The organism is Arthrobacter sp. B0316-1-20 (genome assembly GCF_059091865.1).
In genome coordinates this window covers 186,988-210,583 of record NZ_JBNHHC010000010.1, presented here as the reverse complement: position 1 = coordinate 210,583, position 23,596 = coordinate 186,988, and the positions used below count along the sequence as shown (strand labels likewise).

The window sequence follows — 23,596 nt, the reverse complement described above, 5'->3', positions numbered from 1 at the left end:
GCCCCTGCTCGATGCTGGATCGAATTATTTCACGACCATGGCCGGCACGTCCGGCTGGTTGTCCACGTACTTGTACTTGACCATCAGCTCGCCCATGTCGCTGAGCACGTCCACAGGCACCTTGGCGTCGAATGTTTCCATCTTCAGGTTCTTGGCCACCTCTTCGGGCATGCCCATGAAGTCCGGCAAGACGGCGCGGACACCGGCCGGATCCGCTTCTGCGGCGGTCAGGGTCTCCGAAACAGCCGCCTTGAAATCGGCCACGACCTCCGGGTTTTGGTCAGCATAGCTGCCGCTGGTGAAGGTCACCATGGTCGGCAGGCCCGGCAAGGCCTTCTGGTTCGGGTAACCCAACAGCTTGTAGTCGGAGTTGGCCAGTGCCTTGGACTGGAACGGCTCCGGAACCCAGATAGCATCAACGTTGCCGCGTTCCAGCTGGGCTTCCATATCCGGGAACGGCATTTCACTGAACTTCAGCCTCGACGGATCTCCGCCGTCGATGGCGGCGGATTCCATGATGGTCAGGTCGCCCTGGGTCTTGAGCGTGTTCACGGCGGTGGTCTTGCCCTCCAGATCCGCGAACGACTTGATCCCGGAATCCGCCTTGACGATCACGGCGTTGATATCTTCGCCCTCGGCCTTGGAGTTGCTATAGCCGGTGACGATGTTCATCTCCAGGCCCTTGTCCACTGCGGTCATCACCGACAGCGGGTTGCCCACGGCAAAGTTCATCGTGCCGGTGGAAACTGCCGGCAGCATTGCCGCGCCACCCTGCCCGGTCTGGAGCTCGACGTCGAGCCCGTGCTTCTCAAAGATGCCTTCGTCAATGCCGTACTGCATGGCACCCGACGGTGCGATCGGCAGCACGCCCACCGCGATCTTGGTCAGGCCGCCGCTCGCGGCACCGGACTCGGCGGCCGGGGCTTCGTTGGACCCGGACGGAGAGCCGGATCCACAGCCGGTCAGTGCCATCGCCGCAATGGCGCCGCCAGCCAGAAGTTTAGCCAAATGCTTCTTCATGAATGCTCCTTGTGTTCCGTAGTGCCGTCCCCCGACCATCGGGGGCTGACTGTGACCAGCACCACAGCTAACTACAACGTAGTTACAATAGTTGAATAAATCAATAGTCGTGGCCCGTTTGTGATGTTAGTGCGTCGCCGGGACCCGAGGCCGGACGGGACCGGGCCGGGGACGGGACCGGGTCCGGCCCGTCCCCGGCCGCGCCGCGGCCGACACCGGCCGGGCCGTCAGACGTAGAAGCGCGCCAGGAACTCAGCGATGACCGCGGGGCGTTCCTCGCCCTCGATCTCGATGGTGTTGTTGGTCTTGATCTGCACGCCACCCTTGACCTCGGTGACCTCGGCGATGACGGAGTGCATGCGGACCTTGGAACCGGCCTTGACCGGGTTGGTGAAGCGCACCCGGTCCAGCCCGTAGTTGACCTTGGTCTTGACGCCTTCGACGTCGAACAATTCGCTCCACAGCGGGATGACCAGGGACAGGGTCAGGAAGCCGTGCGCGATCGGCGCGCCGAAGGGGCCTTCTTTGGCCTTCTCCACGTCGGTGTGAATCCACTGGTGGTCATCGGTGGCATCCGCGAAGGTGTTGATCTGGTCCTGACTGATCTCGCGGTAGTCGGTGTAGCCGAGGTCCTTGCCAACCAGGTTGGGCAGATCTTCGAAGTTGACGACGGTGTTGCTCATGATTGCTCCTTGGGGACTGTGTTGCTGGTGTGGTCTAGCGGAATGCGCCGGTGCCGGTAATGGCCCGGCCGACGATCAGGGCGTTGATCTCATGCGTGCCCTCGTAGGAATAGACGGCTTCTGCATCGGCGTGGAAACGCGCGACGTCGGTGTCCAGCGTGATGCCGTTGCCTCCGACGACCTCGCGCGCCAGGGCTACGGTTTCGCGCATCCGGGCACTGCAGAACATCTTGGCCAATGCGGAATTTTCATCCTTGTAGATGCCTTCCTCCTGCTGCTGGGTCAGCCGCACCGCCATGCCGAGCGACGCCGTGACGTTGCCGAGCATGGTGGCGAGCTTCTCCTGGATCAGCTGGAAGCCGGCCAGCGGCTTGCCGAACTGCTTCCGCTCCTTGACGTAGCGCAGCGCTGCCTCGTAGGCCCCGGCCTGCAGCCCGGCGGCGATCCACGCAACGTCCGAGCGCATGTTCCTCAGCAGCGAGGCCACGTCCGCGAACGAGTTCACCTTCTGCAGCCGCGCCGAGTCCGGGACGCGCACGCCGGACAGCGTGATGTCCGCGTTCTGCATCATCCGCAGCGACGTCTTGCGCAGGATTTTGGAAAGCTCGACGCCGGGAGCATCGGTTGGCACCAGGAAGCACTTGACCTGGCCGTCGGCCTGGTCGCGGGCGAAGATGGCCAGCACATCGGCGGTAACAGCTCCGCCGATCCAGCGCTTGGCGCCGTCGATGATCCACTCGTCGCCTTCGCGCCGGGCGCTGGTCTCCAGCCCGCCGGCGATGTCCGATCCGTGCTCCGGTTCGGTCAGCGCGAAAACGCCCTTGAACTCGAAACTACGGATCTTCGGGTCCAGCTCGGCCGCCTGCTCTGCGCTGCCGCCCAAATTGACTGCCGTGCGGAACAGCCCGGACTGTGCGTTGTAGAAGGTGGCAACGGAGGCGTCCGTGCGGGCGAGTTCAAAGTTGCGGAAGCCCTCGTACAGCCCGGACGGCTTGGCGCCGCCGCCGGTCAGCTCCGCCGGGGCCATCAGGTCCAGGTCGTAGAGCGGCTGGGCAATCTGGTAGGGAAACTCGCCCTGTTCCCAGTAGTCGGCCAGCAGCGGCTGGACCTGTTCCTGCAGGACCGTCCGCAGCCGGCCGAGCACGTCACGCTCGGCGTCGGTCAGCAGGGTGGCATAGCCGTACTGGTCTGACGGGTAGAACTGTTCAGCCATGGCCCCTGCCCTCTCTTCGGCGACGGCACTCATCGCTGCGCCCCGTCCAGCCCCAGCAGGCGCACCGCATTGTCCTTAAGGATCTTCGGACGCACCTCGTCCTTCAACGCGAGGTCCGCGAAGGCGCCCAGCCATTTCTGTGGGGTGATCAGAGGGTAGTCGGTGCCGAAGAGCACCTTGTCCTGCAGTACCGAGTTGGAGAGCTTCACCAATGACTCCGGGAAATACTTGGGCGACCAACCGGACAGATCGATGAACACGTTCGACTTGTGCGTGGCGATCGAGTTGGCCTCGTCCTGCCACGGCACCGACGGGTGAGCCATGATGATCTGGAACTGGGGGAAGTCCGCGGCGATCTCATCCAGCAGCAGCGGATTGGAGTAACCGAGTTTTATCCCGGACCCGCCGGGCGTGCCGGCGCCCATGCCGTTCTGCCCGGTGTGGAAGACGGCCGGCAGGCCGAGCGACTGCAGAGCCTCCCACAGCGGGTAGTACCGTTGGTCGGACGGATTGAAGCCCTGCAGGCTCGGGTGGAATTTGAACCCGCGCACCCCGTAGTCCTCGACCAACCGTTTCGCCCGGTCGATCGCTTCGGCACCGGTGAGCGGATCAACCGACCCGAAGGGGATCAGCACGTCGTTGTTCCGGGCCGCGCCTTCGGCAATATCCTCGATGCTGTTCGGCGCGTGCTTCAGCCGGGTCCGGGCGTCCACGGTGAACACCACGGCCGCCATCTTGAGCTCCCGGTAGGTCGCCGCAATGGCGTCCAGCGACGGTGTCCGCTCCTCGGCCTTGAAGTACTTGCTCGAGGCGTCCATCAGTTCCTGCGGCAGCGAGACGTGCCCGTGGCCGTCGATCTCGACATGCACGTGCATGTCGATCGCGGTCAGTGAGGCGACGTCCAGACCCAGCTCGTAGCGCGTGGGGGCCATGGCTACTTCGCCGCCGGCTCAGGCTGCAGTTCAGCCGGCAGCTCGGGGAACTCCTCGCCCACGCTCTGCAGCCGGCCACCCAAGAGGTCCTCAAAGCGCTCGTTCAGCGCCTCGTAGGTCCAGCCGCCGTCCATGAACTCGGAGACCACGGCTTCCGGATGGGACCACAGCTGCAGGCGGTCGCCGCCCACGCCGATCGCCTGGCCGGTCACCTTGGCCGCCGCGTCGGAGGCGAGGTAGGCAACCAGGCCGGCTACGTCGTCGGCCGTGCCAAAGCCCAGGTCCTTGCGGAAGAAGTCCGGCATGGCCTCGCCGCGCTCGTCCGCCTCCACGGCCTTCTGGAAGAACGGCACCGTTTTGGTCATGGCGGTGGCGGCCACCGGGATGACGGCGTTGGCGGTGACGCCGGCCCTCTTCATCTCCAGTGCCCAGGTGCGGACCATGCCCACAATGCCTGCCTTCGCGGCGGCGTAGTTGGTCTGGCCGAAGTTGCCGCGCTGTCCGGTGGGCGAGCCGATGGTGATGATCCGGCCGGCCACGCCGTTTTCCTTGAAGTAGGCGTAGGCCTCGCGGACGCAGGTGAAGGTGCCGCGCAGGTGCACGTTGATCACCAGGTCGAAGTCCTCGTCCGTCATCTTCAGCAGCGACTTGTCCCGCAGCACGCCCGCGTTGGTCACCAGAATGTCCAGCCCGCCAAAGGTCTCGACGGCGGTGCCCACCAGCTGCTTGGCAGTTTCGGTGGAACCCACCGGAGCCACGACGGCGGTGGCCTTGCCGCCGGCCGCCGTGATGCTGGCGACGGCCTCCTCGGCCACCTGTGCATCAACATCATTGACGACGACGGCGGCTCCCTGGCGGGCAAGCTCCTGGGCGTAGGCCAGGCCGAGGCCGCGGCCGCTTCCGGTGACGATGGCTACTTTTCCGGCCAGTGACATTTGATGCTCCTTGTTCCTGCACCTGAGGGGCGCATGGGTTTATGCTGGTCTGAAACCAATGACAACCCATATGATTGAAAAAGTCAATCATATTTCCAGCATCGAGATGTAGCGAGGGAACATGTCCGCACCAACCACGGCCGACGCAGGCACGGCCAGCCAGACGGCGGAGGGCAGCGGCGTCGAGCGGCTGTACAACACCGACCTCGCCAGCGAGATCGAATTCCTCACCGCCCGGGCGCGGTCGCTCGGCTCCGGGCGTGCCAACAACATGCTGGCCGAGCTTGATTTGAAGGTCCGCTCCTACTCGGTCCTCTCACTGGCCTGCAGCGGACAGAACCCCTCGCAGCGTGAACTGGCAGATTTTTTGAGCCTGGATCCCAGCCAGATCGTGGCCCTGGTGGACCAGCTGGAGAAGCGTGGAGCGGTGACGCGTGAAGCCGATCCGCGCGACCGCCGGTCCAAGGTCATCGCCCCCACGCCCGCCGGCCGCAGGCTCTATAAGCGGGCCGAAGCGATCGTCCGGCAGGCCTCCGACCATTCCCTGGCGCAGCTGAATGACCAGGAGCGCGAGACGCTGCGCGACCTGCTCCGCCGTATCGCCTTCTGAGCAGCGCCCCCTCTAAGCCGCGGCACAGTTCTGCATGACCCGGCCGCGCACGCCCCGATCTCCACGGCCCGGCCCCATCGACATCGACTCTTCGGTTGCCGCCCTTTTCAGCGCTGAGAAGGACGGCAGCCGAATAGTCGATTGTGGTTTGCTTCGCAGGGCGAGCGGCCGGCCGGCGGACCGGCCCAGACCAACGAAAAAGCCAGGCGCCGGCCGCTTCCGCGAAGGAAGTGGCCGGCGCCTGGCTGTTCTTGAGCCTGGTTAGCTTGCGCTGCCGGCCTGAGTGGCGGCGGCGGGGCGGTGGCCCTGCTTGGCCAGCTGGATCTGCTCGTACACGTGGTGGCGCAGCTCGGTGAACCGCGGCAGGGCGCGGGTGTTGAGCTGGTCGCGCTCGTCCGGCAGATCGATCTCCAGGTCTTCCTGGATCACGGTCGGCGAAGAGGACAGGATGATCACGCGCTGGCCCAGGTACACCGATTCGTCGATGTCATGGGTCACGAACAGGACGGTCACGCCAAGCTTCTTCCAAACCGTGCGGATCAAATCCTCCAGGTCCGCGCGGGTCTGCGCGTCGACGGCCGCGAACGGCTCGTCCATCAGCAGCACCTCGGGCTGGTAGGCCACCGCACGGGCGATCGCCACGCGCTGCTGCATGCCGCCGGAGAGCTGCCACGGGTAGGACTGCGGCACATGGTCCAGGCCCACGGCCTCCAGCGCCTCGTCCACCAGCTTGTCGCGCTCGGCCTTGGCCATGCCGGCGTTCTTCAGCGGCAGCTCCACGTTCTCGCGCACCCGCATCCAGGGGAACAGCGAGCGGCCGTATTCCTGGAACACCACCGCCATCTTCTTCGGCGGGCCGGTCACCCGGGCACCGTCCAGCAGCACCTCGCCCTCGGTGGGCGCCAGCAGGCCGGAAATGCACTTGAGCAACGTGGTCTTGCCGGAACCGGACGGGCCCACCAGGCAGGCCAGCTCCCCTGCCTTCAGGTCGAAGGTCAGGTTGCGCACCGCCTCGATGTCGCCGCCGTCGGTGTGGTAGACCTTCTTGACGCCGCGGACCGAGAGCATGGCCTGGCCTTCGGGCAGGGTCCTGCCGGTCGAAACGGGGGTGGTTTCAGGCTGCATTTTCTACCTCTCGCAGGCCGTGGTACCAGCGCAGGATCCTGCGCTCGGTCCATTGGAAGATGAATGACATGGCAACACCGATCAGGCCCAGCACCACGATGCCGGACCACATCTCCGGAATCGCAAAGGAACGCTGGAACTGCACGATGGTAAAGCCCAGCCCCGAGGACGAGGCGAACATTTCGGAAATGACCATCAGGATCAAACCGATCGACAGGCATTGGCGGACACCGGCCATGATCTGCGGGCCGGCCGACGGCAGCACCAGGTAACGTACCCGCGCCCAACCGCCGATCCCGTAGGTGTGGGCCGAATCCGAGAGCACCGAGTCAATCGCCCGCACACCCTCGATCGTGTTCAGCAGCACCGGCCAGATGCAGCCGGAAATGATGACCACAACCTTCATCGAGTCGGTGATGCCCATCAGCAGCATCAGCACCGGAATCAGCACCGGCGGCGGGATCGCGCGGAAGAACTCCAGCACCGGCTCGGTGAAGTCACGCAGCCACTTGATTGAACCGATCAGCAGGCCGGCAGCAATACCGATCACGATCGCGGCAATCACACCGACGAGCAGCCGGCCGATCGACGGCAACACGTCAGAGAAGATCCGCTCACCGAACCAAGTCTCGGCGAACGCTTCCGCGAGCGTTGCCGGGGTCGGAACAAAGAAGTTCGTCGTGCCCAGCGTGGATCCCCACCAGATCAGCACCAGGATGACCGGCAGCGCCAGCGCGTAGGCAATGCCCTTCAGGACTTTCATGCGATCACCTCGGACCGGATCGATTCGTGCCAGGACAGGGTCTTGCGCTCAATGAAACGCATCACCAGGTTGATCAGCACGCCGATCAAACCGGTGGCCAACACCAACGCATACATCCCGGAAATCGCCCCGCCGGACTGCGCCAGCGCGATCTCCCGGCCCAGACCCGGAGAACCGATCACCAGTTCGGCCGTGATCGCCAGAATCAGCGCCACCGCAGCCGCCAGCCGCACACCGGTCATCAGGTACGGCAAAGCGGTCGGGAACACCACGTAGCGGACCCGGGCGAACCGGCCCAAGCCGTACGACTTCGCTGTCTGCATCGCCACGTTGTCCACATCCGCCACCCCGTAGAGCACCTGGATGAAGACCTGCCAGAACGACGCATACACAATCAGCATCAGCGAGGACTCGATCTTCACGCCGAACAGCAGCACGGCCAGCGGAATCAACGCCACCGACGGAATCGGGCGCAGGAACTCCACGGTGGAGTTAGTGACCTTCCGCAGGAAGTTGGACGAACCGATGATGAAACCAAGCACCACCGCCAGCAGCACGGCCATCAGCAAGCCGAGCAGCCAAGCCAACATGGTCTCACCCACCGCCAACCAAAACGCGGTCAGCCCGAAGTCGTTGAACAGCATCGCGATGACCTCGGATGCCGGCGGCAGGAAGCGCGCTTCGACAATCCCCACCCGCGGCACTAGTTCCCACACCAGCAAGAACGCCAAGATCCCGGCCAGCCCCAATAACTGCTTGGTGGGGCGCTTCTTTGCCGGCCGCTTCGGCGACCGGCTGACCGCGGCGCCCTGGCCGTCTGTTGTCACAGCAGGAGCGCTCATGGCAGCTCATCCCGGTGCGGCGCTTTATTCAGCGCACATTTCATTTCCACTCCTTCTGCCCCGAGGAGAACGGGGATACAGACCGCGCTTGTTCGCTGACCGAACACGCGTTCACTATTTCAAGTGTGGTCGATGCCACTCAGTGACGTCAAACACTCTAGGGCATCGTTACTCAGCCGAAACCACAAGACAGTGTTTGACGGTGCTTGAAGCGGGTAGATTGAAATCCTCAACGGATTGTGCTTAGTGACCTAAGCGCTTTCGGCCGAAGAGGAAGTAGGCCACCGGGCCGATGAAATTGACGAAGGACGCCGCGAACCACGCCGGCTTTGGTCCGTTGATCAAGGTTTTCGACCGCTTCTTCAGGTCCTTGAGTGCGGCGGCTTGCAAGGCCATCTGCACCGCGGCCGTCACGGCAACGCGCCGTTTCTGGTCCCCGCTCAGATCCTTCAAGGACTTTTTCTTGGTGGCCCTCAGCATTGCGTTCTTCATGGCGGTCTCCCGGTCTATGCAGGCAGCAGGTGCCACCAGTGTAGGCGCGCATCCGCGGGCGGAGTAGGGCTTTAGTGGTACCGTTCGTACCGCCACGGCAGCGCACCAGTGGAGAGCCGGTGCCTGGACCCCGCGGAAGCCGCCGGTCCGGGACCGGGGTACGCATCGTCCCCCGCCCAGACGATGGTCTGCCCATAGACCGGATCATCGATCACATGGCTCTCAAAATCGAAGGGCTGCGCCCCGCGGGCTGCATCCAAGGCGTCGGCCACGGTTGCGAAGCCGCTCAGTTCGTGCAGGGTGACCCAGGTCGGCGGGACCAACTGCATGCGACCGGACTGGTGCCGGCGCAGTGCTTCCGCTGGCGTCATCCATGTGTAGCCGGCCAGCTCGCCGTCGTTCAGCCGAATCTCGCCGGCCGGCGCTGCCGCCACGAAGAACCAGGTTTGAAAGCGGCGAACCAGGCTGTGTCGGGGCACCCAGTTGGAGAGGTGCACCAGCTCCTGCCCGGCGATCTGCAGCCCGGTTTCTTCGAACGTCTCGCGCACGCCCGCATTCCTCGCCGCGGCCAGTTGCTTGGCATGGCCATCGACGACGGCGGTGCCCGCCGGTGCGGGCACGCCGGCTTCCGCTTGGGCCGCCAGATAGTCGTCCGGGTCCACCTTGCCACCCGGGAATACCCAGGCCCCGGCGAAGGTTCCCTTGCCAGGCCGTTCAAGCATCAGGACCTCGAGTCCGTCCGCATGATCGCGCAGCAAAACGACTGTTGCCGCCAGCTCCGCTTGGTTCGCCTGACTGTCCACCGTCTTGTCCACGTTCCCTAGCTTAGGTCGTGGCTGAAACGTCGGTGCCAGATGACCGCTTCGCCCGATGAGAGGATTTCCAGATGAAGATTGCCGTCTACGGCGCCACCGGCATGGTCGGCAGCCAAATCACCGCAGAGGCACTGCGCCGCGGCCATCAGGTCACCGCCATCTCGCGCAGCGGCACCGCGGTGGACGGCGCCACGGCCCGGGCTGCGGAGCACTCCGATCTGAAGACCTACAAGCAGATTGCCGGCGAGCACGACGTCGTCGTCCTTTCCATCCCGCCGTCGCGCACCGGAGAACCGCACGCGCCGTTCGTGGATGCGCACGAGGCAATCTCCGAGACCCTCATCCCTGCGAGGTTGTTCGTGGTCGGCGGCGCCGGTGCCACCGAGGTGGACGGCGTGCAGCTGAAGGATCTGCCCGATTTCCCGGAGGACTACAAGCCCGAAGCCACTACCATGGCCGAAGTTTTGGAGTTGTACCGCTCCGCGTCCGGTCTGGAGTGGACCATGCTGGCTCCCGCCCCGCAGATCGCGCCCGGCGAACGCACCGGCACCTACAAGCTGGGTGCCGATTCCCCTGCGGGCGAGAGCGTCTCCAGCCAGGATTTTGCCGTGGCCGTGCTGGACGAACTGGAATACCCGCAGCATGAAAACCGGCGTTTCACAGTAGCCAACTAGGGCTGTCCCGCGACCCGGGGCGCCGGCGGTGTACAGCGCCGGCGCCCCGGCCACGCCTACTTAAGGGACAGCAGGCGTTCGACGCGCGGCTTCACCTCGCTGGCCAGCAACGTGATGGATTCGATCAGGTGTTCATGCGGCAGCCCGCCGATGTCGGTCTGGAGGAAGTGCCGCATGTGCCCCAGATGGCCGTGCAGATGGACGATGCGCTCTGCCACTTCATCCGGGTCCCCCACGTAGTAGGCGCCCGGGGCCTCGGCCTGGGCCAGGAAGGCTCTCTGGTCCGGCGCCGGCCAGCCGCGCAGCCGTCCCATTTCCACATTCAGGTTGTGCCAGCCGGGGTAGAACCTGTCCAGGGCCTCCTGCTTGGTCGGTGCCACCAGCCCCAGCGCCGCCACGGAAACCTTGATCTCCGGACCCGAATGGCCGGCCTGGGCAGCGGAGCGCCGGTACAGCTCGGCCAGCGGCGCGAACCGGTGCGGGGCCCCGCCGATGATTCCGTAGGAGACCGGCAGGCCCAGCTGCCCCGCGCGGGCCGACGAACCGGCGTTCCCTCCGGTGGCCAGCCAGATGGGCAGCCGTTCGGCGGCGGGGCGCGGCACCACGGCCAGGTCCGCGATGGCTGGCCGCCGGGAGCCGCTCCAGGCGACCTCGGGCGTGGTGCTGTTGTTGATGGTCATCAACAGGTCCAGCTTCTGCGCATACAGCTCGTCGTAGTCGCCCAGGTCGTAACCGAAGAGCGGGAAGGTTTCCACCGACGAACCGCGCCCCGCGGTGATTTCGATCCGGCCCCCGCCGGAGATCGCGTCGGCCGTGGCGAACTGCTGGAACACGCGGACCGGGTCGTCGGTGGAAATGATACTGGCGGCACTGCCGAGCTTGATCTGCTTCGTCGCGGCCGCGGCTGCCGCTACGATCGCGCCGGGCGAGGACGCGGGCATGCTGGTGGTGTGGTGTTCGCCGATGCCGAAATAATCCAGCCCGGCCTCATCGGCGTGGACGATGGCCTCGAAGAGATTGCGGACCGCCTCGAACGTCGCGCGCTGCGAGCCGTCCGGATTCAGCTGCGTGTCGCCGAAGCTGTAAGCACCGATTTCCATCGTGTTTCCTGTTCTGCCCGATGACGTGGTCAGGGACGGGCGGGTTCGTTGGCCTCGGCCAAGAGGCCGCGGAGCTGTTCGGCGGTGTGCGCCGCGTTGAAAATGGCGGTGCCAGGCTGGAAGGCGCGGCCGGCCGACAGCGGGCCGGCATCCACCGGGTCGTAACCGATCCCGTCGATAAAGCCAGCGACCAGGGCCTTGGCTCCGTGGTCATCCGAGGCAAGCGCCAGGGCCCGGCGATCGGCGGCCCCGGCTTCGCGGCCGTCCACTTCAAGCTCGCGGTACCCAATGTGGTTCAGCGATTTGACCAGGCGGGCGCCGGCCAGGAACTCCTGAATGACCTCGCTGCTGCCGCGCGCGTCGTCGTCGAAGTCGGCGATCACACCGTCGGTCGGCGCCCAGTAGTTCATCGCATCGACGACGGTCCTTCCGGACAACAGCTCCGGCTGCAGCGTGCGGTACTTGTGCAGCGGAACGGCCGCGACGACGAGGTCCGCCGCCACTGCTTCGGCCGCATCAACCGCTTCTGCTCCCGGCGTGATGATCTCGGCCAACAAGGCGATCTCGTCCGCCGGCTTGGCCGTGGCGATCTTCACCCGGAATCCGGCTTTGAGCGACTGCCGGGCCACAGCTGTGCCCACCCGTCCCGCTCCCAAAATGCCAATCACGCCACGGTCCACGCCAAACTCCAGTTGAGAAAAAGTATGTTGCTGGACAGACTATATTGGACACAGATTATCTGTGCAACTTCGTGAAACCGGTTATGATGTGTGGCATGACAGGAGCACCCACAGCGTCCGCTGGCCGGACGCAGGACCAGATTCCCGGCGATCTCGGCTGGAACCTGGGCATGGTGCTGCGCGGATACCAGTCCAGGTTCGAGGAGGCCGTCGCTGACATGCCGGAGGGTATCCGCGGCTATCAGGTGCTCTCCGCCGTCGTCCACCGGGATCCGCCGAACCAGCAGGCTCTGGGTGCGCATCTGGCGATCGACCGCACGGTGTTGACCTACCTCCTGGACAAACTGGTGGCGGCCCGATTGGTGGAACGCGTCCCCGCGGCCAACGACCGGCGCGCGCGGAAGATTGTCCCGACCGGGCAAGGGCGCACGGTGCTCTCGACTTATGAGGTCCGCGTGGCCGCTGCTGAACAGAGCCTGCTTTCGGGCTTGGCAGCGGACGAGGTCGCCCAGTTGTCCGGACTCATCCAGCGGCTCGCCATGGAAATCCACCGAGCCCAGCCCAATTCCAGCCCGTGCGAGGCGATGGACCACCTGCCCTAGAATCGTCCCCATGTGGATCGGCTGGATTGAGTTCGACCTGCTCCTGGGCGATGTTCATTCGCTGAAGGAAAAACGCTCCGTGCTGCGGCCGATCATCGCCGAAGTGCGGAAACGGTTCGATGTTTCCGTGGCCGAGGTCGGCCAGCAGGACCTCTACCGCCGGGCGGAAGTGGGTATCGGTTTGGTCGGCGCCGACCGGGCCCATGTGGTGCAGGTGCTGGACTCCGCCGAAAACTACGTCGCCTACCGGCCGGGCGTCGACCTGCTGAGCACCAGACGGAAGATCCTCTCCAGCGAGGACTGATCTCCGGCAGCGCGGCTTTGTGCGCGGCGGCCGCCCGATCATGGGCCGTAGGGGCGAAGTGTTCGGGCGCCGATGTTGGTAGCGTGGATCACGCCAATGATCCACGCCACGTCCGGGAGGACACTGTTGACCACCCCTGCCACCAATGCGCAGTTTGCCACGGTCGAGGACCTTGTCCGCCACCGCTACGCGTCCGACAAAGCGTCGCAGCACCTTGGCATTGAGGTGCTCGAGGCCGAAGAGGGCCGCGTGGTCATGGCCATGGCTGTCCAGGACTACATGCTGAACGGCCACCACATTCTGCATGGTGGATACTTGTTCACCTTGGGCGACACCTGCTTCGCGTTTGTGTGCGAGTCGTTGGGCCGCCCGTCCGTCTCCCGGCAGGCCGAGATCACCTACATCGCACCCGGCGCGGCGAATTCACGGCTGGTTGCCACCGGCGTCGAGCGCACCCGCTTCGGCCGTAACAACATTGTGGATATTTCCATCCACGACCAGGACGGGCAGCATCTGGCCGAACTACGCGTGTTCGGCGTGCTGGTCCCGAAGAAGTAGTTCCGCACCCCTGTACGAAGGAGCATTCCCATGGTCTCTGTGCCCACGATCGACCTCAACAACGGCGTCGCCATCCCGCAGCTGGGCTTCGGCGTCTTCCAGGTGCCGCCGGCTGAAACCCAGCAGGCGGTCGAAGCTGCGCTTGAAGCGGGCTATCGCCACATCGACACGGCTGCCGCGTACCGCAACGAGTCCGGTGTGGGCGCCGCCATCAAGGCCAGCGGGATTGCGCGGGAGGATCTGTTCATCACCACCAAGCTGCGCAACGGCGAACAGGCGACCGCGCGCGAAGCCTTCGACAACAGCCTGCGCGAACTCGGCCTGGACTTCGTCGACTTGTATTTGATCCATTGGCCGGTGCCGTCGCAGAACCTTTACCTGCAGGCCTGGCAGGTGCTTGAAGAGATCTACACCGAAGGCCTTAGCCGGGCCATCGGCGTCTCCAACTTTCTAACCGACCACCTGGAAACTCTGCTGGCCGCCGGAGGCACGGTGCCGGCGGTCAACCAGATCGAGATCCACCCGACCTTCCAGCAGCGCGACGTGGCAGCGCTCAGCCGCCGGCACGGCATCGCCGTCGAAGCCTACAGCCCGCTGGGCCAGGGCGCCGATCTGGAGACCCGGACGGTTACCGCCATCGCGGCCAAGTACCTGGCGACCCCGGCCCAAGTGGTGCTCGCCTGGCATCTGGCCAACGGCAATATCGTGATCCCCAAGTCCGCCAATCCGGACCGGATTGCGCAGAACCTGGCCGCGGCACGGCTCACGCTGGATGCGGAGGACCTGGCCGCCATCACAGCGCTCGACGCCGGTGGCCGCATCGGCGCCGATCCGGCCACGGCCGAATTCACCCAGCTTTAGAAACGACGGTTGCCGGTGTCCGCGTTAGACACCGGCAACCGGGAGAAACTGCTGGGCGCTAGAAGCCGAGCGCTAGAGCCGGCGGTACTGGGCCACCATCGGGCAATCGAACGGGTCCCGGGCGGAGAGTCCCACCTTGTTCAGGTACTGGACCACAATTCCGTAGGACTTGGGCAGCGACGTCTCCGTGTAAGGGATCTTGTGGGTGGCGCAGTATTCGCGCACAATCTCGGCGGCCTTAGCCAGATTGGGCCGCGGCATGCTGGGGAAGAGGTGGTGCTCCACCTGGTAGTTCAGCCCGCCCATGAAGGCGTTGATGGAGCCGCTTCCCAGCCGGGTACGGCCGATGATGTTGCGGCTGGTCAGGACCTGGCGGCTGAGGAAGTCCACCTTGGAGTCCTTGGGGATCAACGGCATGCCCTTGTGGTTCGGCGCGAAGGACGCACCCATGTAGACGCCGAAGACAGCCAGCTGGACCCCGATAAAGGCGAACGCCATGCCGGTGGGCAGGAAGATGAAGATCGCGGCGATGTACAGCGACAACCGGGCAAAGAGGATGGACAGTTCGCGCTTGCGGCCCTTGACCTCACCCCGGGCAAACAACGATTTGATCGACGTGGCGTGCAGGTTGAGGCCCTCGAGCATCAGCAGCGGGAAGAAAAGGTAGCCCTGGCGGCGGGTGAACCAGGCCATCAGGCCCTTGCGCTCGGCCGCCTGCTCCGGCAGGAAGGAAATAGTGTCCTGTTCGATGTCCGGATCTTTGCCGATGGTATTCGGGTTGCCATGGTGGCGGCTGTGCTTGTTCATCCACCACTGGAAGCTGATTCCCACCACAGCGTTGGCCAGGAACCTTCCGGCCCGGTCATTGGCGGGGCCGGTCTCGAAGACCTGCCGGTGGGCCGCCTCGTGGGCCAGGAACGCCAGCTGTGTGAACAGGATGCCGAGTGCTGCGGCGATCAGGAGCTGGTACCAGCTGTGGCCCAGCAGCACGAACCCGGTAACCGCGCCGCCGAGGCCCAATGCCAGCGCCGCGAACAGGCTGATGTAGAAGCCGCGGCGCTTTCTGAGCAGGCCGGCGTCCCGCACCGTGTTCAATAGCTGGGAGTAGCCGGTGGCGGCTGAGGAGCCGCGCCTGCTGCGGGTGGTGGGTGCGGGTGGAGATACAGATATGCTCATGCGGCCTTCAGTGGATTGCGTCCGACTTCCCAGCCGCTTCAGTAGGGCGGATACCCCGTAGATGAAGATCACTCTACGTTGCCTTGCTGAACGGACGCTAGACCCAGCACGGCCGTGGTACCGCCATTCGGCATCCCCTCCAGTATCGTGTACTGTGAATCTTGTAGTTGTTGTGTTGCGCATTTGATTTTGAGCAACGAGCCTTTCACCGAAGGGCTTGTGCTTCTCTGAACGGCGGACGAAAAACACCGCTGCAAGCGATTCGTGAAGTCCGCGGATCGTGAATTACTCGGAGGAGTACAAAAATGGCAACTGGAACCGTCAAGTGGTTTAACTCTGAAAAGGGCTTCGGCTTCATCGCTCCGGACGACGGCTCGGCCGACGTTTTCGCTCACTACTCGGCCATCGAGAACAGTGGCGGATACCGCGAACTGCGTGAAGACCAGAAGGTCGAATTCGAAACCGTGCAGGGCCCCAAGGGCCTGCAGGCTGCCAACATCCGCGGCCTCTAAGACGGTAGCGGCAACGCCGCACTAGTCTTTCCAATGGAGCCGGTTCCCACACGGGAACCGGCTCCATTGTTTTTGCCGCACCCGCCTGTTGCCGGCAACTTTGCCTCCCACTGGGGTAACTTTCCCTCCCACTGGCAGGAACCGGCATCCGGGGGCAAACTTAAGGCATGCCACCGACCCCAGCGACCGCGAGTTCCGGATCCTTCCTAGCTGACATGGTCCTGCAAATTCTTCTGTTCACCGGCATCACCATGCTGTGCGTCGGCACTGCGGCTGCCGTCGGCCTGTGGCTGGTAATCCGCCGGATCCGGCGCTCCCGCCGGCTCCGGAACGGGCTCCGCACGGGGACCCTGACCGTACGTAGCTACACCAAGGACGACGCCGGGCGCCGCCTTGCGCGGCAACGGCTCGGCCTGCAGCGCTCGGCTGAAGCGACGGGGCGCGCTTTGGCCGCTGCCTTCGCAGAGGGCCGCCCCGTGGGCGAACTCCCACTGGTGGCGGACCGGCTTCAGGCCGCGTCCCGATCCCTGGATACGCAGCTGAAGCTGGCCGAAGGAGAGCCGGAGCCTGGAGTGAAGCGCTCCTTGGCCACCAACTTGGCGGGCCGGGCGGAGCAGTTGAACCGGCTTTCCGGCGAACTGCGGCAACATGTGATGGAAGCCGGCTATTCCGCCGACGCCGAGCAGTTGGAGCTGGCCGGCAGGCACTTGTCCCGCGAGATCGAGGCGCTGCATGCGTGGTCCTCGGCCTACCGCGGCGCGCCTGGCGGCTTCGGCGCCGCTGCCCCGCCGCACGGTTGGCTGGACGTCCAGCCGCGCCGCCGGACTGCCCCGGCGCAACGCCGGCCCAACCCCACCAGGAGCTAATGTGTCCATCAAACGCCGCATCGGACGCATTATCCGTGCCAACCGCACGGCCAAAGAAGCACCAGTGGATCCGCTGGCAACCATCGCGGCAAGCCAGCAACAACAGGTAGACGCGGTGGAGCAGGCCCGCCGCAGCGTTGCCGACATCGCCGCTGATTGCCGGCGGATCGAGTTGCTGCTGGACGAGGCCAAAGCAGAGCAGTCCTACTGCGACCGCTACGCCGAGGAATGCGTTGCCCGAGGCGACGACAACGGGGCCCGCGAGGCCCTGCACCGCAGCATCACCGCGTCCAAGAGGGTGCAAGCGCTCTCCCGACAGTATGATCGCATGGCCGAACATTGGCGCCAACTGAACGGCGAGCTGGGCCGGCTGTCTCTTCGGATCGACGAAAGCCGGATGCAGTTCCAGGCTCTCCAAGCCCGCCACAGCGTGGCCCAAGCCACGCTCGGCATGCAGCAGGCAGCGTCGGCTGCAGCCGGCAGCGCCAATGGTATCCAGTCGGCCGCCCGGGAGGCCGAGCGCGAGACCCGGCGGATCGAGGCAGAGGCCAATGCCCGGAATGAAATCGCCTGGTCGGATCCGGACTCGCCCCAGGTTCAGGCCGCCTTCGAATGGCTCGAGGCCAGCGCGGAAGTCGAGGGCCAGCTGGGCGAACTCAAGACCAAGGGCAACCAGCCGCCGCGCATGTGAAATTCCCAGCGCCCCGCACATGATTTTCCAGGCGGGCGGTACAGCGCTGCTCGTGGACCAAGTCTCTTCCCCCGGGCGCTCAACGGCCACGGAACCGCTGGCTCCTCTAGGATGGTCACGGTCCTTGGGGCCAGGGCAGTGCCGCGACGGAAAGCAGGATGATGGCTGGGATGCAGGAAACCTTGACGGAACGCCAAGCCCCCGAGCCCAGCGGCTCGGAGCGCCCCATGGCGGGTCACAAGCCGGTGGTCACCGTCCTCTACAAGGACAGCCTCCCGCCTGGCATGGAGGAGGTGGAAGCTGCCGCCGAGGTGCGGTATGCCACCGCGGACCAACTGGCCGAGGCCCTCGATGGTGCGCAGGTGCTGTTGCTCTGGGACTTCTTCTCCTCCGCGCTGGAGGATGCCTGGCATGCCGCCGGCTCGCTGGAGTGGATCCACGTGGCAGCCGCCGGCGTGGACAAGCTCCTGTTCGAGGACTTGCGGGAATCCGGCGTGGTGGTCACCAATGCCCGCGGCATCTTCGACCGGCCGATGGCCGAATTCGTGCTCACCGGCATGCTGGCCTTCGCCAAGAACCTGCCCGGACTGCTGTCCCTGCAGCGGCAGCGGACCTGGCAGCATAAGGAAACCGAGCGGCTGGAAGACTCCCGGGCGCTCATCGTCGGCACCGGCGCCATCGGCCGCGAGATTGCCCGCGTGCTCAAAGCCGTGGGCCTGCACGTCGCCGGGGCCGGACGCACGGCACGCAGCGGCGATGCGGATTTCGGCGAGGTGTACGCATCCTCGGAACTTGCCGACGTCGTCGATGGTTTCGACTGGGTGGTGATGGTGGCACCGCTGACAGAGGAGACCCGGCACCTCATCGACGTGCAGGTGCTGAAGGCCATGAAGCCCACCGCACGGCTGATCAACGTGGGCCGCGGTGCCTGCGTGGATACCGAGGCGTTGGTGGACGCGCTGCAGACCGGAGCCATCGCCGGAGCGGCCTTGGACGTATTCGAAGTCGAGCCGTTACCAGCGGACCACCCGTTGTGGGCGATGGACAACGTGATCATCTCCCCGCACCTCAGCGGCGACGCCCGGGGCTGGCTGCCGCAGCTCGCCGGCCAGTTCGCGGGCAACTTCGGCCGCTACGTCAGGCAGCAGCCGCTGGAAAACGTGATCGACAAGAAGCTGGGCTTCGCCGCGCCGTCCTGACCAGATGTTCTTGGCACCGAGTGCCCGACGCATCCCAGATGCTCAATCACCTTGAGGGCAGGGTAAATCTTTCAGGGCAGCATCCATGGACCATGCCATCACCGTTTTACGGTGCCCTCACCGATTACCCCCGCCCTGGCGGAAGAAGCGGGCCCGGAAGCTTCCGGTCCCGCACTACCCGCGCCGCCCAGCCTGCCAAGCAGTTCCGCGGCGACCGCGACGGCGATGGCTGCGGGGGCTTTGCCGCCGATGCCGGGCAGGCCAATGGGGCAGCGGATGGAGTCCACGTCCTCATGCCCCTCCGCGCGCAGCCGCTGCCGGAAGCGGGCCCACTTGGCCGCCGAGCCGATCAGGCCAACGTCCAGGCCCCCGCGCCGCAGCGCGGCGTCGCAAAGCAGGAAATCCTCCGCGTGGTCATGGGTCATGATGTAGACGTGCGAGCCGGCCGGCAAGACCTGCAGCACCGTCTCCGGTGCGGGCGTGTGGTGGACCGTGACCGTGGCGCTGCCTGCGGTCACGTCGGCCAGCCGGAGCGGATCGAGCTGTCCGGCCCGGCTGTCGATCAGGTGCAGGCGCAGGCGCAGCCGGGAGAGGATCCGGGCCAGCTCGAACCCCACATGCCCGACGCCAAAGACCGCCACCACGGGATCATTGCGCAGCGGTTCCAGGAGGACCTGCACTTCGCCGCCGCAGCACTGGCGCCCATGCTGGTTCGCCGCGTGCTCGTTGAGCGCGAAGGTCAGGGTTTCGGGCGCACTGGACGCCCCGGCGATCATGCGGCGGGCCCGGTCGATCACCTCGGCCTCAAGGTTCCCGCCGCCGATGCTGTCCCACAGGCCGTCCGCGGCAATGACCATTTTGGCGCCCGCCTCCCGGGGAGCATGGCCCCGCACGGAGGTGACGGTGGCGAGCACACCGGGGCGTCCGTCGTCGCGCAGATTCTGCACTGCTACCAGCCAGTCCATCATCAGCCCGCTCCCGATGCGGCCGGCGTCGCGGCGGGTACTGCGCGCCCGCCGGCGGCGGCGCGTGCCTCCTGGACAGCCCAAAAGACGGCTTCCGGCGTCGCCGGACTGGGCAGCTCGAGCGGACGGTCGGCCGGCCCGAAGGCAGCAGCGGCTGCGCGCAGGGCTTCGCGCACGCTGAAGGCAAGCATCAAGGGCGGCTCCCCCACCGCCTTGGACCCGTACACCACGCCGCTCTCAGTGGCGCGCTCGTACAGGTGGACGTTGAACTCCTCGGGCATCTCGGAGAAGCTCGGGATCTTGTACGTGCTGGCTGCCTGTGTGGTTAACCGGCCCCGGTCCGGCCCGGCGGACGTGTCCCAGCGCAACTCCTCCAAGGTCAGCCAGCCGGTGCCCTGGACGAAAGCGCCTTCAATCTGGCCCAGATCGATCAGCGGTGACAGGCTGTCGCCGACGTCGTGCACAATGTCGGCGCGCAGCAACCGGTAGGCCCCAGTGAAGCCGTCCACCTCGACCTCGGACACTGCTGCGCCGTAGGAGAAGTACTTGAAGGGCTCACCCTGCATGTTTGCGGCGTCCCAGTGGATGCCCTCGGTCCGGTAGAAACCGGAGGCGAACAGCGGCGTGCGCTGGAAGTAGGCCGTGTGCACCAGCTCGGCAAAGGACAGGCTTTCGGTTGAGCCCAGGCTGGTCACCCGGCCGTCGACGAAGCGCACGTTGTAGGGCTGGGTGTCCAGCTTGCGCGCCGCGACTTCGGCCAGTTGCTCGCGGATCTGCTCGCAGGCGTGCTTCACCGCCCCGCCGTTGAGATCGGCACCCGAACTGGCTGCCGTTGCCGACGTATTGGGCACCTTGTCCGTCCGCGTCGGTGCCAACCGCACGAAGTCCAGCGGCACGCCCAGTGCGGTGGCGGCGACCTGGCGCATCTTGGTGTGCAGACCCTGGCCCATCTCCGTGCCGCCGTGGTTGACCAGCACCGAACCGTCCTTGTAGACGTGCACCAGCGCTCCGGCCTGGTTGAAAGCGGTGTAGTTGAAGGAGATCCCGAACTTCACCGGCGTCATCGCCAGCCCGCGTTTGCTGTGTTCGTGGGTGGCGTTGAACGTCTCCACCGCTGCCCGGCGCCGCTCGACGTCGGCCCGCAATGAGAGCTGGGCCCAGATGTCGTGCAGCCGTTCCGCGTGCCGGACCGGCTGCCCGTACGGCGTGCTCTGGCCCGGCGCGTAGAAGTTGCGGCGGCGCAGCTCGGCCGGTTCGATGCCCAGTGCCGGCGCGCAGCGGCCCAGAATGTCCTCGATCACCAGCATGCCCTGCGGCCCGCCGAACCCGCGGAAGGCCGTCTGCGAGGTCTTGTTGGTCTTGGCGATCCGGCCGAGGACCTCAACGTCGGGGATGAAGTAGGCATTGTCGATGTGGCAGAGGGCGCGGGCCAGGACGGGCTCGGACAGATCCAGGCTCCACCCGCCGTCGGACGTGATGGTGGCGCGCAGCGCGAGGAGGAGCCCGTCGTCGTCGAACCCCACCTCCCAGCTGGCGTGCATCGGATGCCGCTTGCCGGTCAGGGTGATGTCCTGCGTGCGGTTCAGCCGCAGCCGGACCGGCCGCCCGGTGAGCACGGCGCCGAGCGCGGCGATGGCGGCCGACCCGTGCGGCTGCATCTCCTTGCCGCCGAAGCCGCCGCCCATGCGCAGGCACTGGACGGTGACCTCGCTGTTGGCCAGCCCCAGCACGCGGGCGACGATCTCCTGGGTCTCGGAGGGGTGCTGGGTGGAGGACTGGACGAAGACCTGCCCGGACTCGTCAACGTGGGCCAGCGAGGCGTGGGTCTCCAGATAAAAGTGCTCCTGGCCGCCGAACTCGAACGTTCCGCTGAACTGGTGCGGCGCGCGCTTCAGCCCGGCCTCGGCGTCGCCGCGGCCCACCACCGGCTGATTTCCCTGGTAGCTGGCCGCGTCGATGGCCTCGGTGAGGGTCAGCAGCGACGGCAGTTCCTCGTAGTCGACCTCAACGGCCTCCGCCCCCAGCCGTGCCGCCTCGGCGGTCTCGCCCAGCACCCAGCAGACGGCGTGGCCGTAGTACATCACCTCGTGCGGAAAGAGCGGTTCGTCGTCCTTTGCGCCGGCGTCGTTGACGCCGGGCACGTCGGCGGCGGTTAGCACCCGCACCACGCCGGGAACGGCCGACGCCGGCTCGGTGCGGAGCGCCGTCACGTAGGCGTGGGCGTGGGGTGCCTGCACCGGCCACGCATGCAGGCAGCCGCGCATCCGGCCGACCAGATCGTCCGTGTACAGCGCGGCTCCGGTCACATGCAGCGCCGCGCTTTCGTGCGACACGTGCTGTCCCACGACCGGGTTGACGGGCCGGTCGGCTAGCGAGGTCACGGGATCACCTCCAGTTCCGGTGCGTTTTCGGCATAGAACCGCAGCATCGCCTGCTCCAGCATCGCGGAGCGGTAGCGGGCGCTGGCCCGGTGGTCATCCATCGGGGTGCCTTCGCCGGCCAGGACGCCGGCGGCTTCCTCCGCAATCTCCGCGGTCAGTTCCTTGCCGGTCAGCGCGTCCTCGGTGGCCCTGGCTCGTAGCGGCGTTGCAGCGACGCCGCCCAGCCCGATCCTGAGATCGGTCAGCACGGCGCCGTCGAACCGGGCCGCGAAAGCGACCGCGACGGAGGAGATATCGTCGAAGCGCCGCTTGGTCACCTTGTGGAATGCCGTCCGCGGAGCCAGCGGCAGCGGCACCCGAATGGCGCGGATGATCTCATCCGGCTCCCGCACGCTCTGGCGGTAGCCGGTGAAGTAGTCAGCGAGCGCCACGGTCCGGTCGCCCCGCTGTGAAGTCAGCACCAGGCTGGCGTCGAGGGCCAGCAGCACCGGCGCGGCGTCGCCGATGGGAGATCCGGTGCCGAGGTTGCCCCCGAACGTGGCGCTGTTCCGGATCAGCCGGGAAGCGAACTGCGGGAAGAGTTCGCTGAGCAGCGGCACCCGTCCGGCCAATTCCTGCTCGACTTCGGTGAGCGTGAGGGCGGCCCCGATGTCCACGACGTCGGCCCCCATGTCCAGGCCGCGCAGCTCCTGGAGCCGGTCGATGGCGAGGACCAACCGCGGGCGGCTGTGGCGCAGGTTCCGTTCCACCCCGAGGTCGGTGGCACCGGCCACCAGGACGGCGTCGGGATCCTGCTCCAACCGGTTTAAAAGCTCCTGCAAGGTTTCCGGACGGATAAATTCCGTTCCGCTGGAGACGAAACGGGTCCGCCGGGCAGCCGGGGCCGGCGCCTCCCGACGGACGGCCAGCGGATCCCCGTCCTCCGGCGCACCGAGGGCGTAGGCGGCGTCGCGGATGGGCCGGTAGCCGGTGCAGCGGCACAGGTTTCCGCTCAGCGCGTGCAGGTCGAACCCATTGGGGCCGTGGTGGGGCTCCGGCTCGCCGGCAGCGGCGGGCCGCCGTTCGGGACGGTAGTACTCGGCCGCCATGGCGCAGACAAAGCCGGGCGTACAGTAGCCGCACTGCGAGCCGCCACGGTCCGCCATTTCGCGCTGGACCGGGTGGAGCTGCTCGGTACTGCAGGCAGCCGGAGCGCGTCCGAGCCCTTCGGACGTGACGACTTCCCCGCCGTCGAAAGCCAGCGCCGCCGGCAGGCAGGAATTGACGGCGGTCCAGCGCGTGCGGTCGGGCCCGTCGGCGCGCGCCACTAGGACCGCGCAGGCGCCGCATTCCCCTTCGGCGCAGCCTTCCTTGGCCCCGGTCAGGCCTTGGCCGCGCAGCCAGTCAAGCAAGCTGACCTGCGGTCCGGCGGCCAACACCCGCGGCACGCCGTTGACCTTCACTTCATGCGGCTCCATTGCCTCACGCTCCTCCGCCGGGACACGGGCTGGGTCTCAGCGGTCCCCGGTCGGCTCGTCGCCCTAACGGCCCATGATAAAACGTGACCACCTGCATTGGAATGGCTGCCCTGAAACAGAATTCAGGGCACGACGGCGGG

At 66.1% G+C, this 23,596-nt stretch carries 26 protein-coding genes; 10 read left to right on the top strand and 16 right to left on the bottom strand.

What is annotated here, in order from left to right:
• Positions 1 to 24: 24 nt before the first annotated feature.
• The 5 genes from AC5RW2_RS18355 to AC5RW2_RS18335 all read right to left on the bottom strand — a co-directional run bounded on the left by AC5RW2_RS18355 (position 25) and on the right by AC5RW2_RS18335 (position 4,783).
• Positions 25 to 1,020, bottom strand: coding sequence for an ABC transporter substrate-binding protein (locus tag AC5RW2_RS18355; RefSeq protein WP_493962623.1), 996 nt, complete (start codon positions 1,018 to 1,020; stop codon positions 25 to 27).
• 227 nt (positions 1,021 to 1,247) lie between these two features.
• Positions 1,248 to 1,703: a MaoC family dehydratase gene (locus tag AC5RW2_RS18350; protein WP_493951408.1), complete on the bottom strand. Its 456-nt coding sequence runs from the start codon at positions 1,701 to 1,703 to the stop codon at positions 1,248 to 1,250.
• Positions 1,704 to 1,737: 34 nt separating this feature from the next.
• Complete coding sequence (locus tag AC5RW2_RS18345) at positions 1,738 to 2,916, bottom strand: acyl-CoA dehydrogenase family protein (RefSeq protein ID WP_493962624.1); 1,179 nt, start codon at positions 2,914 to 2,916, stop codon at positions 1,738 to 1,740.
• Between the two features lie 29 nt (positions 2,917 to 2,945).
• Complete coding sequence (locus AC5RW2_RS18340; protein WP_493951410.1) at positions 2,946 to 3,848, bottom strand: amidohydrolase family protein; 903 nt, start codon at positions 3,846 to 3,848, stop codon at positions 2,946 to 2,948.
• 2 nt (positions 3,849 to 3,850) lie between these two features.
• Complete coding sequence (locus AC5RW2_RS18335) at positions 3,851 to 4,783, bottom strand: SDR family NAD(P)-dependent oxidoreductase (RefSeq protein WP_493962625.1); 933 nt, start codon at positions 4,781 to 4,783, stop codon at positions 3,851 to 3,853.
• Between the two features lie 121 nt (positions 4,784 to 4,904).
• Between AC5RW2_RS18335 and AC5RW2_RS18330 the strand changes: the two genes are divergently transcribed.
• Positions 4,905 to 5,393, top strand: a complete 489-nt coding sequence (locus AC5RW2_RS18330) for a MarR family winged helix-turn-helix transcriptional regulator (RefSeq protein ID WP_493951412.1) — start codon at positions 4,905 to 4,907, stop codon at positions 5,391 to 5,393.
• Between the two features lie 261 nt (positions 5,394 to 5,654).
• Here AC5RW2_RS18330 and AC5RW2_RS18325 read toward each other — a convergent pair whose 3' ends face one another.
• The 5 genes from AC5RW2_RS18325 to AC5RW2_RS18305 form a co-directional block, all read right to left on the bottom strand.
• Complete coding sequence (locus AC5RW2_RS18325; RefSeq protein WP_493945156.1) at positions 5,655 to 6,518, bottom strand: ABC transporter ATP-binding protein; 864 nt, start codon at positions 6,516 to 6,518, stop codon at positions 5,655 to 5,657.
• Positions 6,508 to 7,281, bottom strand: coding sequence for an ABC transporter permease (locus AC5RW2_RS18320; protein WP_493945157.1), 774 nt, complete (start codon positions 7,279 to 7,281; stop codon positions 6,508 to 6,510). Before AC5RW2_RS18320 ends, AC5RW2_RS18325 begins: the two co-directional genes overlap by 11 nt.
• A complete protein-coding gene (locus tag AC5RW2_RS18315; RefSeq protein ID WP_493951413.1) occupies positions 7,278 to 8,123 on the bottom strand; it encodes an ABC transporter permease in 846 nt (281 codons plus the stop codon). Before AC5RW2_RS18315 ends, AC5RW2_RS18320 begins: the two co-directional genes overlap by 4 nt.
• 243 nt (positions 8,124 to 8,366) lie before the next feature.
• Positions 8,367 to 8,615, bottom strand: a complete 249-nt coding sequence (locus AC5RW2_RS18310; RefSeq protein WP_493962626.1) for a PLD nuclease N-terminal domain-containing protein — start codon at positions 8,613 to 8,615, stop codon at positions 8,367 to 8,369.
• Between the two features lie 71 nt (positions 8,616 to 8,686).
• Positions 8,687 to 9,430, bottom strand: coding sequence for an NUDIX hydrolase (locus tag AC5RW2_RS18305; protein WP_493962627.1), 744 nt, complete (start codon positions 9,428 to 9,430; stop codon positions 8,687 to 8,689).
• A gap of 71 nt (positions 9,431 to 9,501) precedes the next feature.
• On the opposite strand from AC5RW2_RS18305, the gene AC5RW2_RS18300 reads away from it, so the two are divergent.
• Positions 9,502 to 10,104 (top strand): NAD(P)-dependent oxidoreductase, encoded by a 603-nt coding sequence (locus AC5RW2_RS18300; protein WP_493962628.1) that lies wholly within the window; start codon positions 9,502 to 9,504, stop codon positions 10,102 to 10,104.
• A gap of 56 nt (positions 10,105 to 10,160) precedes the next feature.
• On the opposite strand, the gene AC5RW2_RS18295 is transcribed toward AC5RW2_RS18300, so the two are convergent.
• Both AC5RW2_RS18295 and AC5RW2_RS18290 read right to left on the bottom strand, forming a co-directional pair.
• Positions 10,161 to 11,204, bottom strand: a complete 1,044-nt coding sequence (locus AC5RW2_RS18295) for an LLM class flavin-dependent oxidoreductase (protein ID WP_493962629.1) — start codon at positions 11,202 to 11,204, stop codon at positions 10,161 to 10,163.
• Positions 11,205 to 11,233: 29 nt separating this feature from the next.
• Positions 11,234 to 11,884 (bottom strand): NADPH-dependent F420 reductase, encoded by a 651-nt coding sequence (locus tag AC5RW2_RS18290; protein WP_493962630.1) that lies wholly within the window; start codon positions 11,882 to 11,884, stop codon positions 11,234 to 11,236.
• A 95-nt stretch (positions 11,885 to 11,979) separates the two neighbouring features.
• Here AC5RW2_RS18290 and AC5RW2_RS18285 point away from each other — a divergent pair, with 95 nt between their 5' ends.
• From AC5RW2_RS18285 to AC5RW2_RS18270, 4 genes are all read left to right on the top strand, one after another.
• Positions 11,980 to 12,486, top strand: a complete 507-nt coding sequence (locus tag AC5RW2_RS18285; protein WP_493951419.1) for a MarR family winged helix-turn-helix transcriptional regulator — start codon at positions 11,980 to 11,982, stop codon at positions 12,484 to 12,486.
• Between the two features lie 10 nt (positions 12,487 to 12,496).
• Positions 12,497 to 12,790, top strand: coding sequence for a DUF503 domain-containing protein (locus tag AC5RW2_RS18280; RefSeq protein ID WP_493951420.1), 294 nt, complete (start codon positions 12,497 to 12,499; stop codon positions 12,788 to 12,790).
• A 96-nt stretch (positions 12,791 to 12,886) separates the two neighbouring features.
• Positions 12,887 to 13,348: a hotdog fold thioesterase gene (locus AC5RW2_RS18275; protein ID WP_493951421.1), complete on the top strand. Its 462-nt coding sequence runs from the start codon at positions 12,887 to 12,889 to the stop codon at positions 13,346 to 13,348.
• Between the two features lie 30 nt (positions 13,349 to 13,378).
• Positions 13,379 to 14,209, top strand: a complete 831-nt coding sequence (locus tag AC5RW2_RS18270; protein ID WP_493962631.1) for an aldo/keto reductase — start codon at positions 13,379 to 13,381, stop codon at positions 14,207 to 14,209.
• Positions 14,210 to 14,281: 72 nt separating this feature from the next.
• Here AC5RW2_RS18270 and AC5RW2_RS18265 read toward each other — a convergent pair whose 3' ends face one another.
• On the bottom strand, positions 14,282 to 15,385 hold the full coding sequence (locus AC5RW2_RS18265; RefSeq protein WP_493962632.1) for a fatty acid desaturase family protein: 1,104 nt from the start codon (positions 15,383 to 15,385) through the stop codon (positions 14,282 to 14,284).
• Between the two features lie 305 nt (positions 15,386 to 15,690).
• Here AC5RW2_RS18265 and AC5RW2_RS18260 point away from each other — a divergent pair, with 305 nt between their 5' ends.
• The 4 genes from AC5RW2_RS18260 to AC5RW2_RS18245 all read left to right on the top strand — a co-directional run bounded on the left by AC5RW2_RS18260 (position 15,691) and on the right by AC5RW2_RS18245 (position 18,653).
• On the top strand, positions 15,691 to 15,897 hold the full coding sequence (locus AC5RW2_RS18260; protein WP_127512299.1) for a cold-shock protein: 207 nt from the start codon (positions 15,691 to 15,693) through the stop codon (positions 15,895 to 15,897).
• 167 nt (positions 15,898 to 16,064) lie between these two features.
• A complete protein-coding gene (locus AC5RW2_RS18255; RefSeq protein ID WP_493962633.1) occupies positions 16,065 to 16,763 on the top strand; it encodes a hypothetical protein in 699 nt (232 codons plus the stop codon).
• A 1-nt stretch (position 16,764) separates the two neighbouring features.
• Entirely contained in the window at positions 16,765 to 17,454 is a 690-nt protein-coding gene (locus AC5RW2_RS18250; RefSeq protein ID WP_493962634.1) for a PspA/IM30 family protein, read from the top strand.
• 170 nt (positions 17,455 to 17,624) lie between these two features.
• Positions 17,625 to 18,653: a D-2-hydroxyacid dehydrogenase gene (locus tag AC5RW2_RS18245; RefSeq protein ID WP_493962635.1), complete on the top strand. Its 1,029-nt coding sequence runs from the start codon at positions 17,625 to 17,627 to the stop codon at positions 18,651 to 18,653.
• A 98-nt stretch (positions 18,654 to 18,751) separates the two neighbouring features.
• Here AC5RW2_RS18245 and xdhC read toward each other — a convergent pair whose 3' ends face one another.
• From xdhC to AC5RW2_RS18230, 3 genes are read right to left on the bottom strand one after another with little or no spacing between them, the layout of a single operon-like run.
• Positions 18,752 to 19,621, bottom strand: coding sequence for a xanthine dehydrogenase accessory protein XdhC (gene xdhC / locus AC5RW2_RS18240; protein WP_493962636.1), 870 nt, complete (start codon positions 19,619 to 19,621; stop codon positions 18,752 to 18,754).
• Positions 19,621 to 21,999: a xanthine dehydrogenase molybdopterin binding subunit gene (gene xdhB, locus AC5RW2_RS18235; RefSeq protein ID WP_493962637.1), complete on the bottom strand. Its 2,379-nt coding sequence runs from the start codon at positions 21,997 to 21,999 to the stop codon at positions 19,621 to 19,623. Before xdhB ends, xdhC begins: the two co-directional genes overlap by 1 nt.
• Positions 21,996 to 23,456 (bottom strand): xanthine dehydrogenase small subunit, encoded by a 1,461-nt coding sequence (locus AC5RW2_RS18230; protein ID WP_493962638.1) that lies wholly within the window; start codon positions 23,454 to 23,456, stop codon positions 21,996 to 21,998. Before AC5RW2_RS18230 ends, xdhB begins: the two co-directional genes overlap by 4 nt.
• Between the last annotated feature and the right edge of the window lie 140 nt (positions 23,457 to 23,596).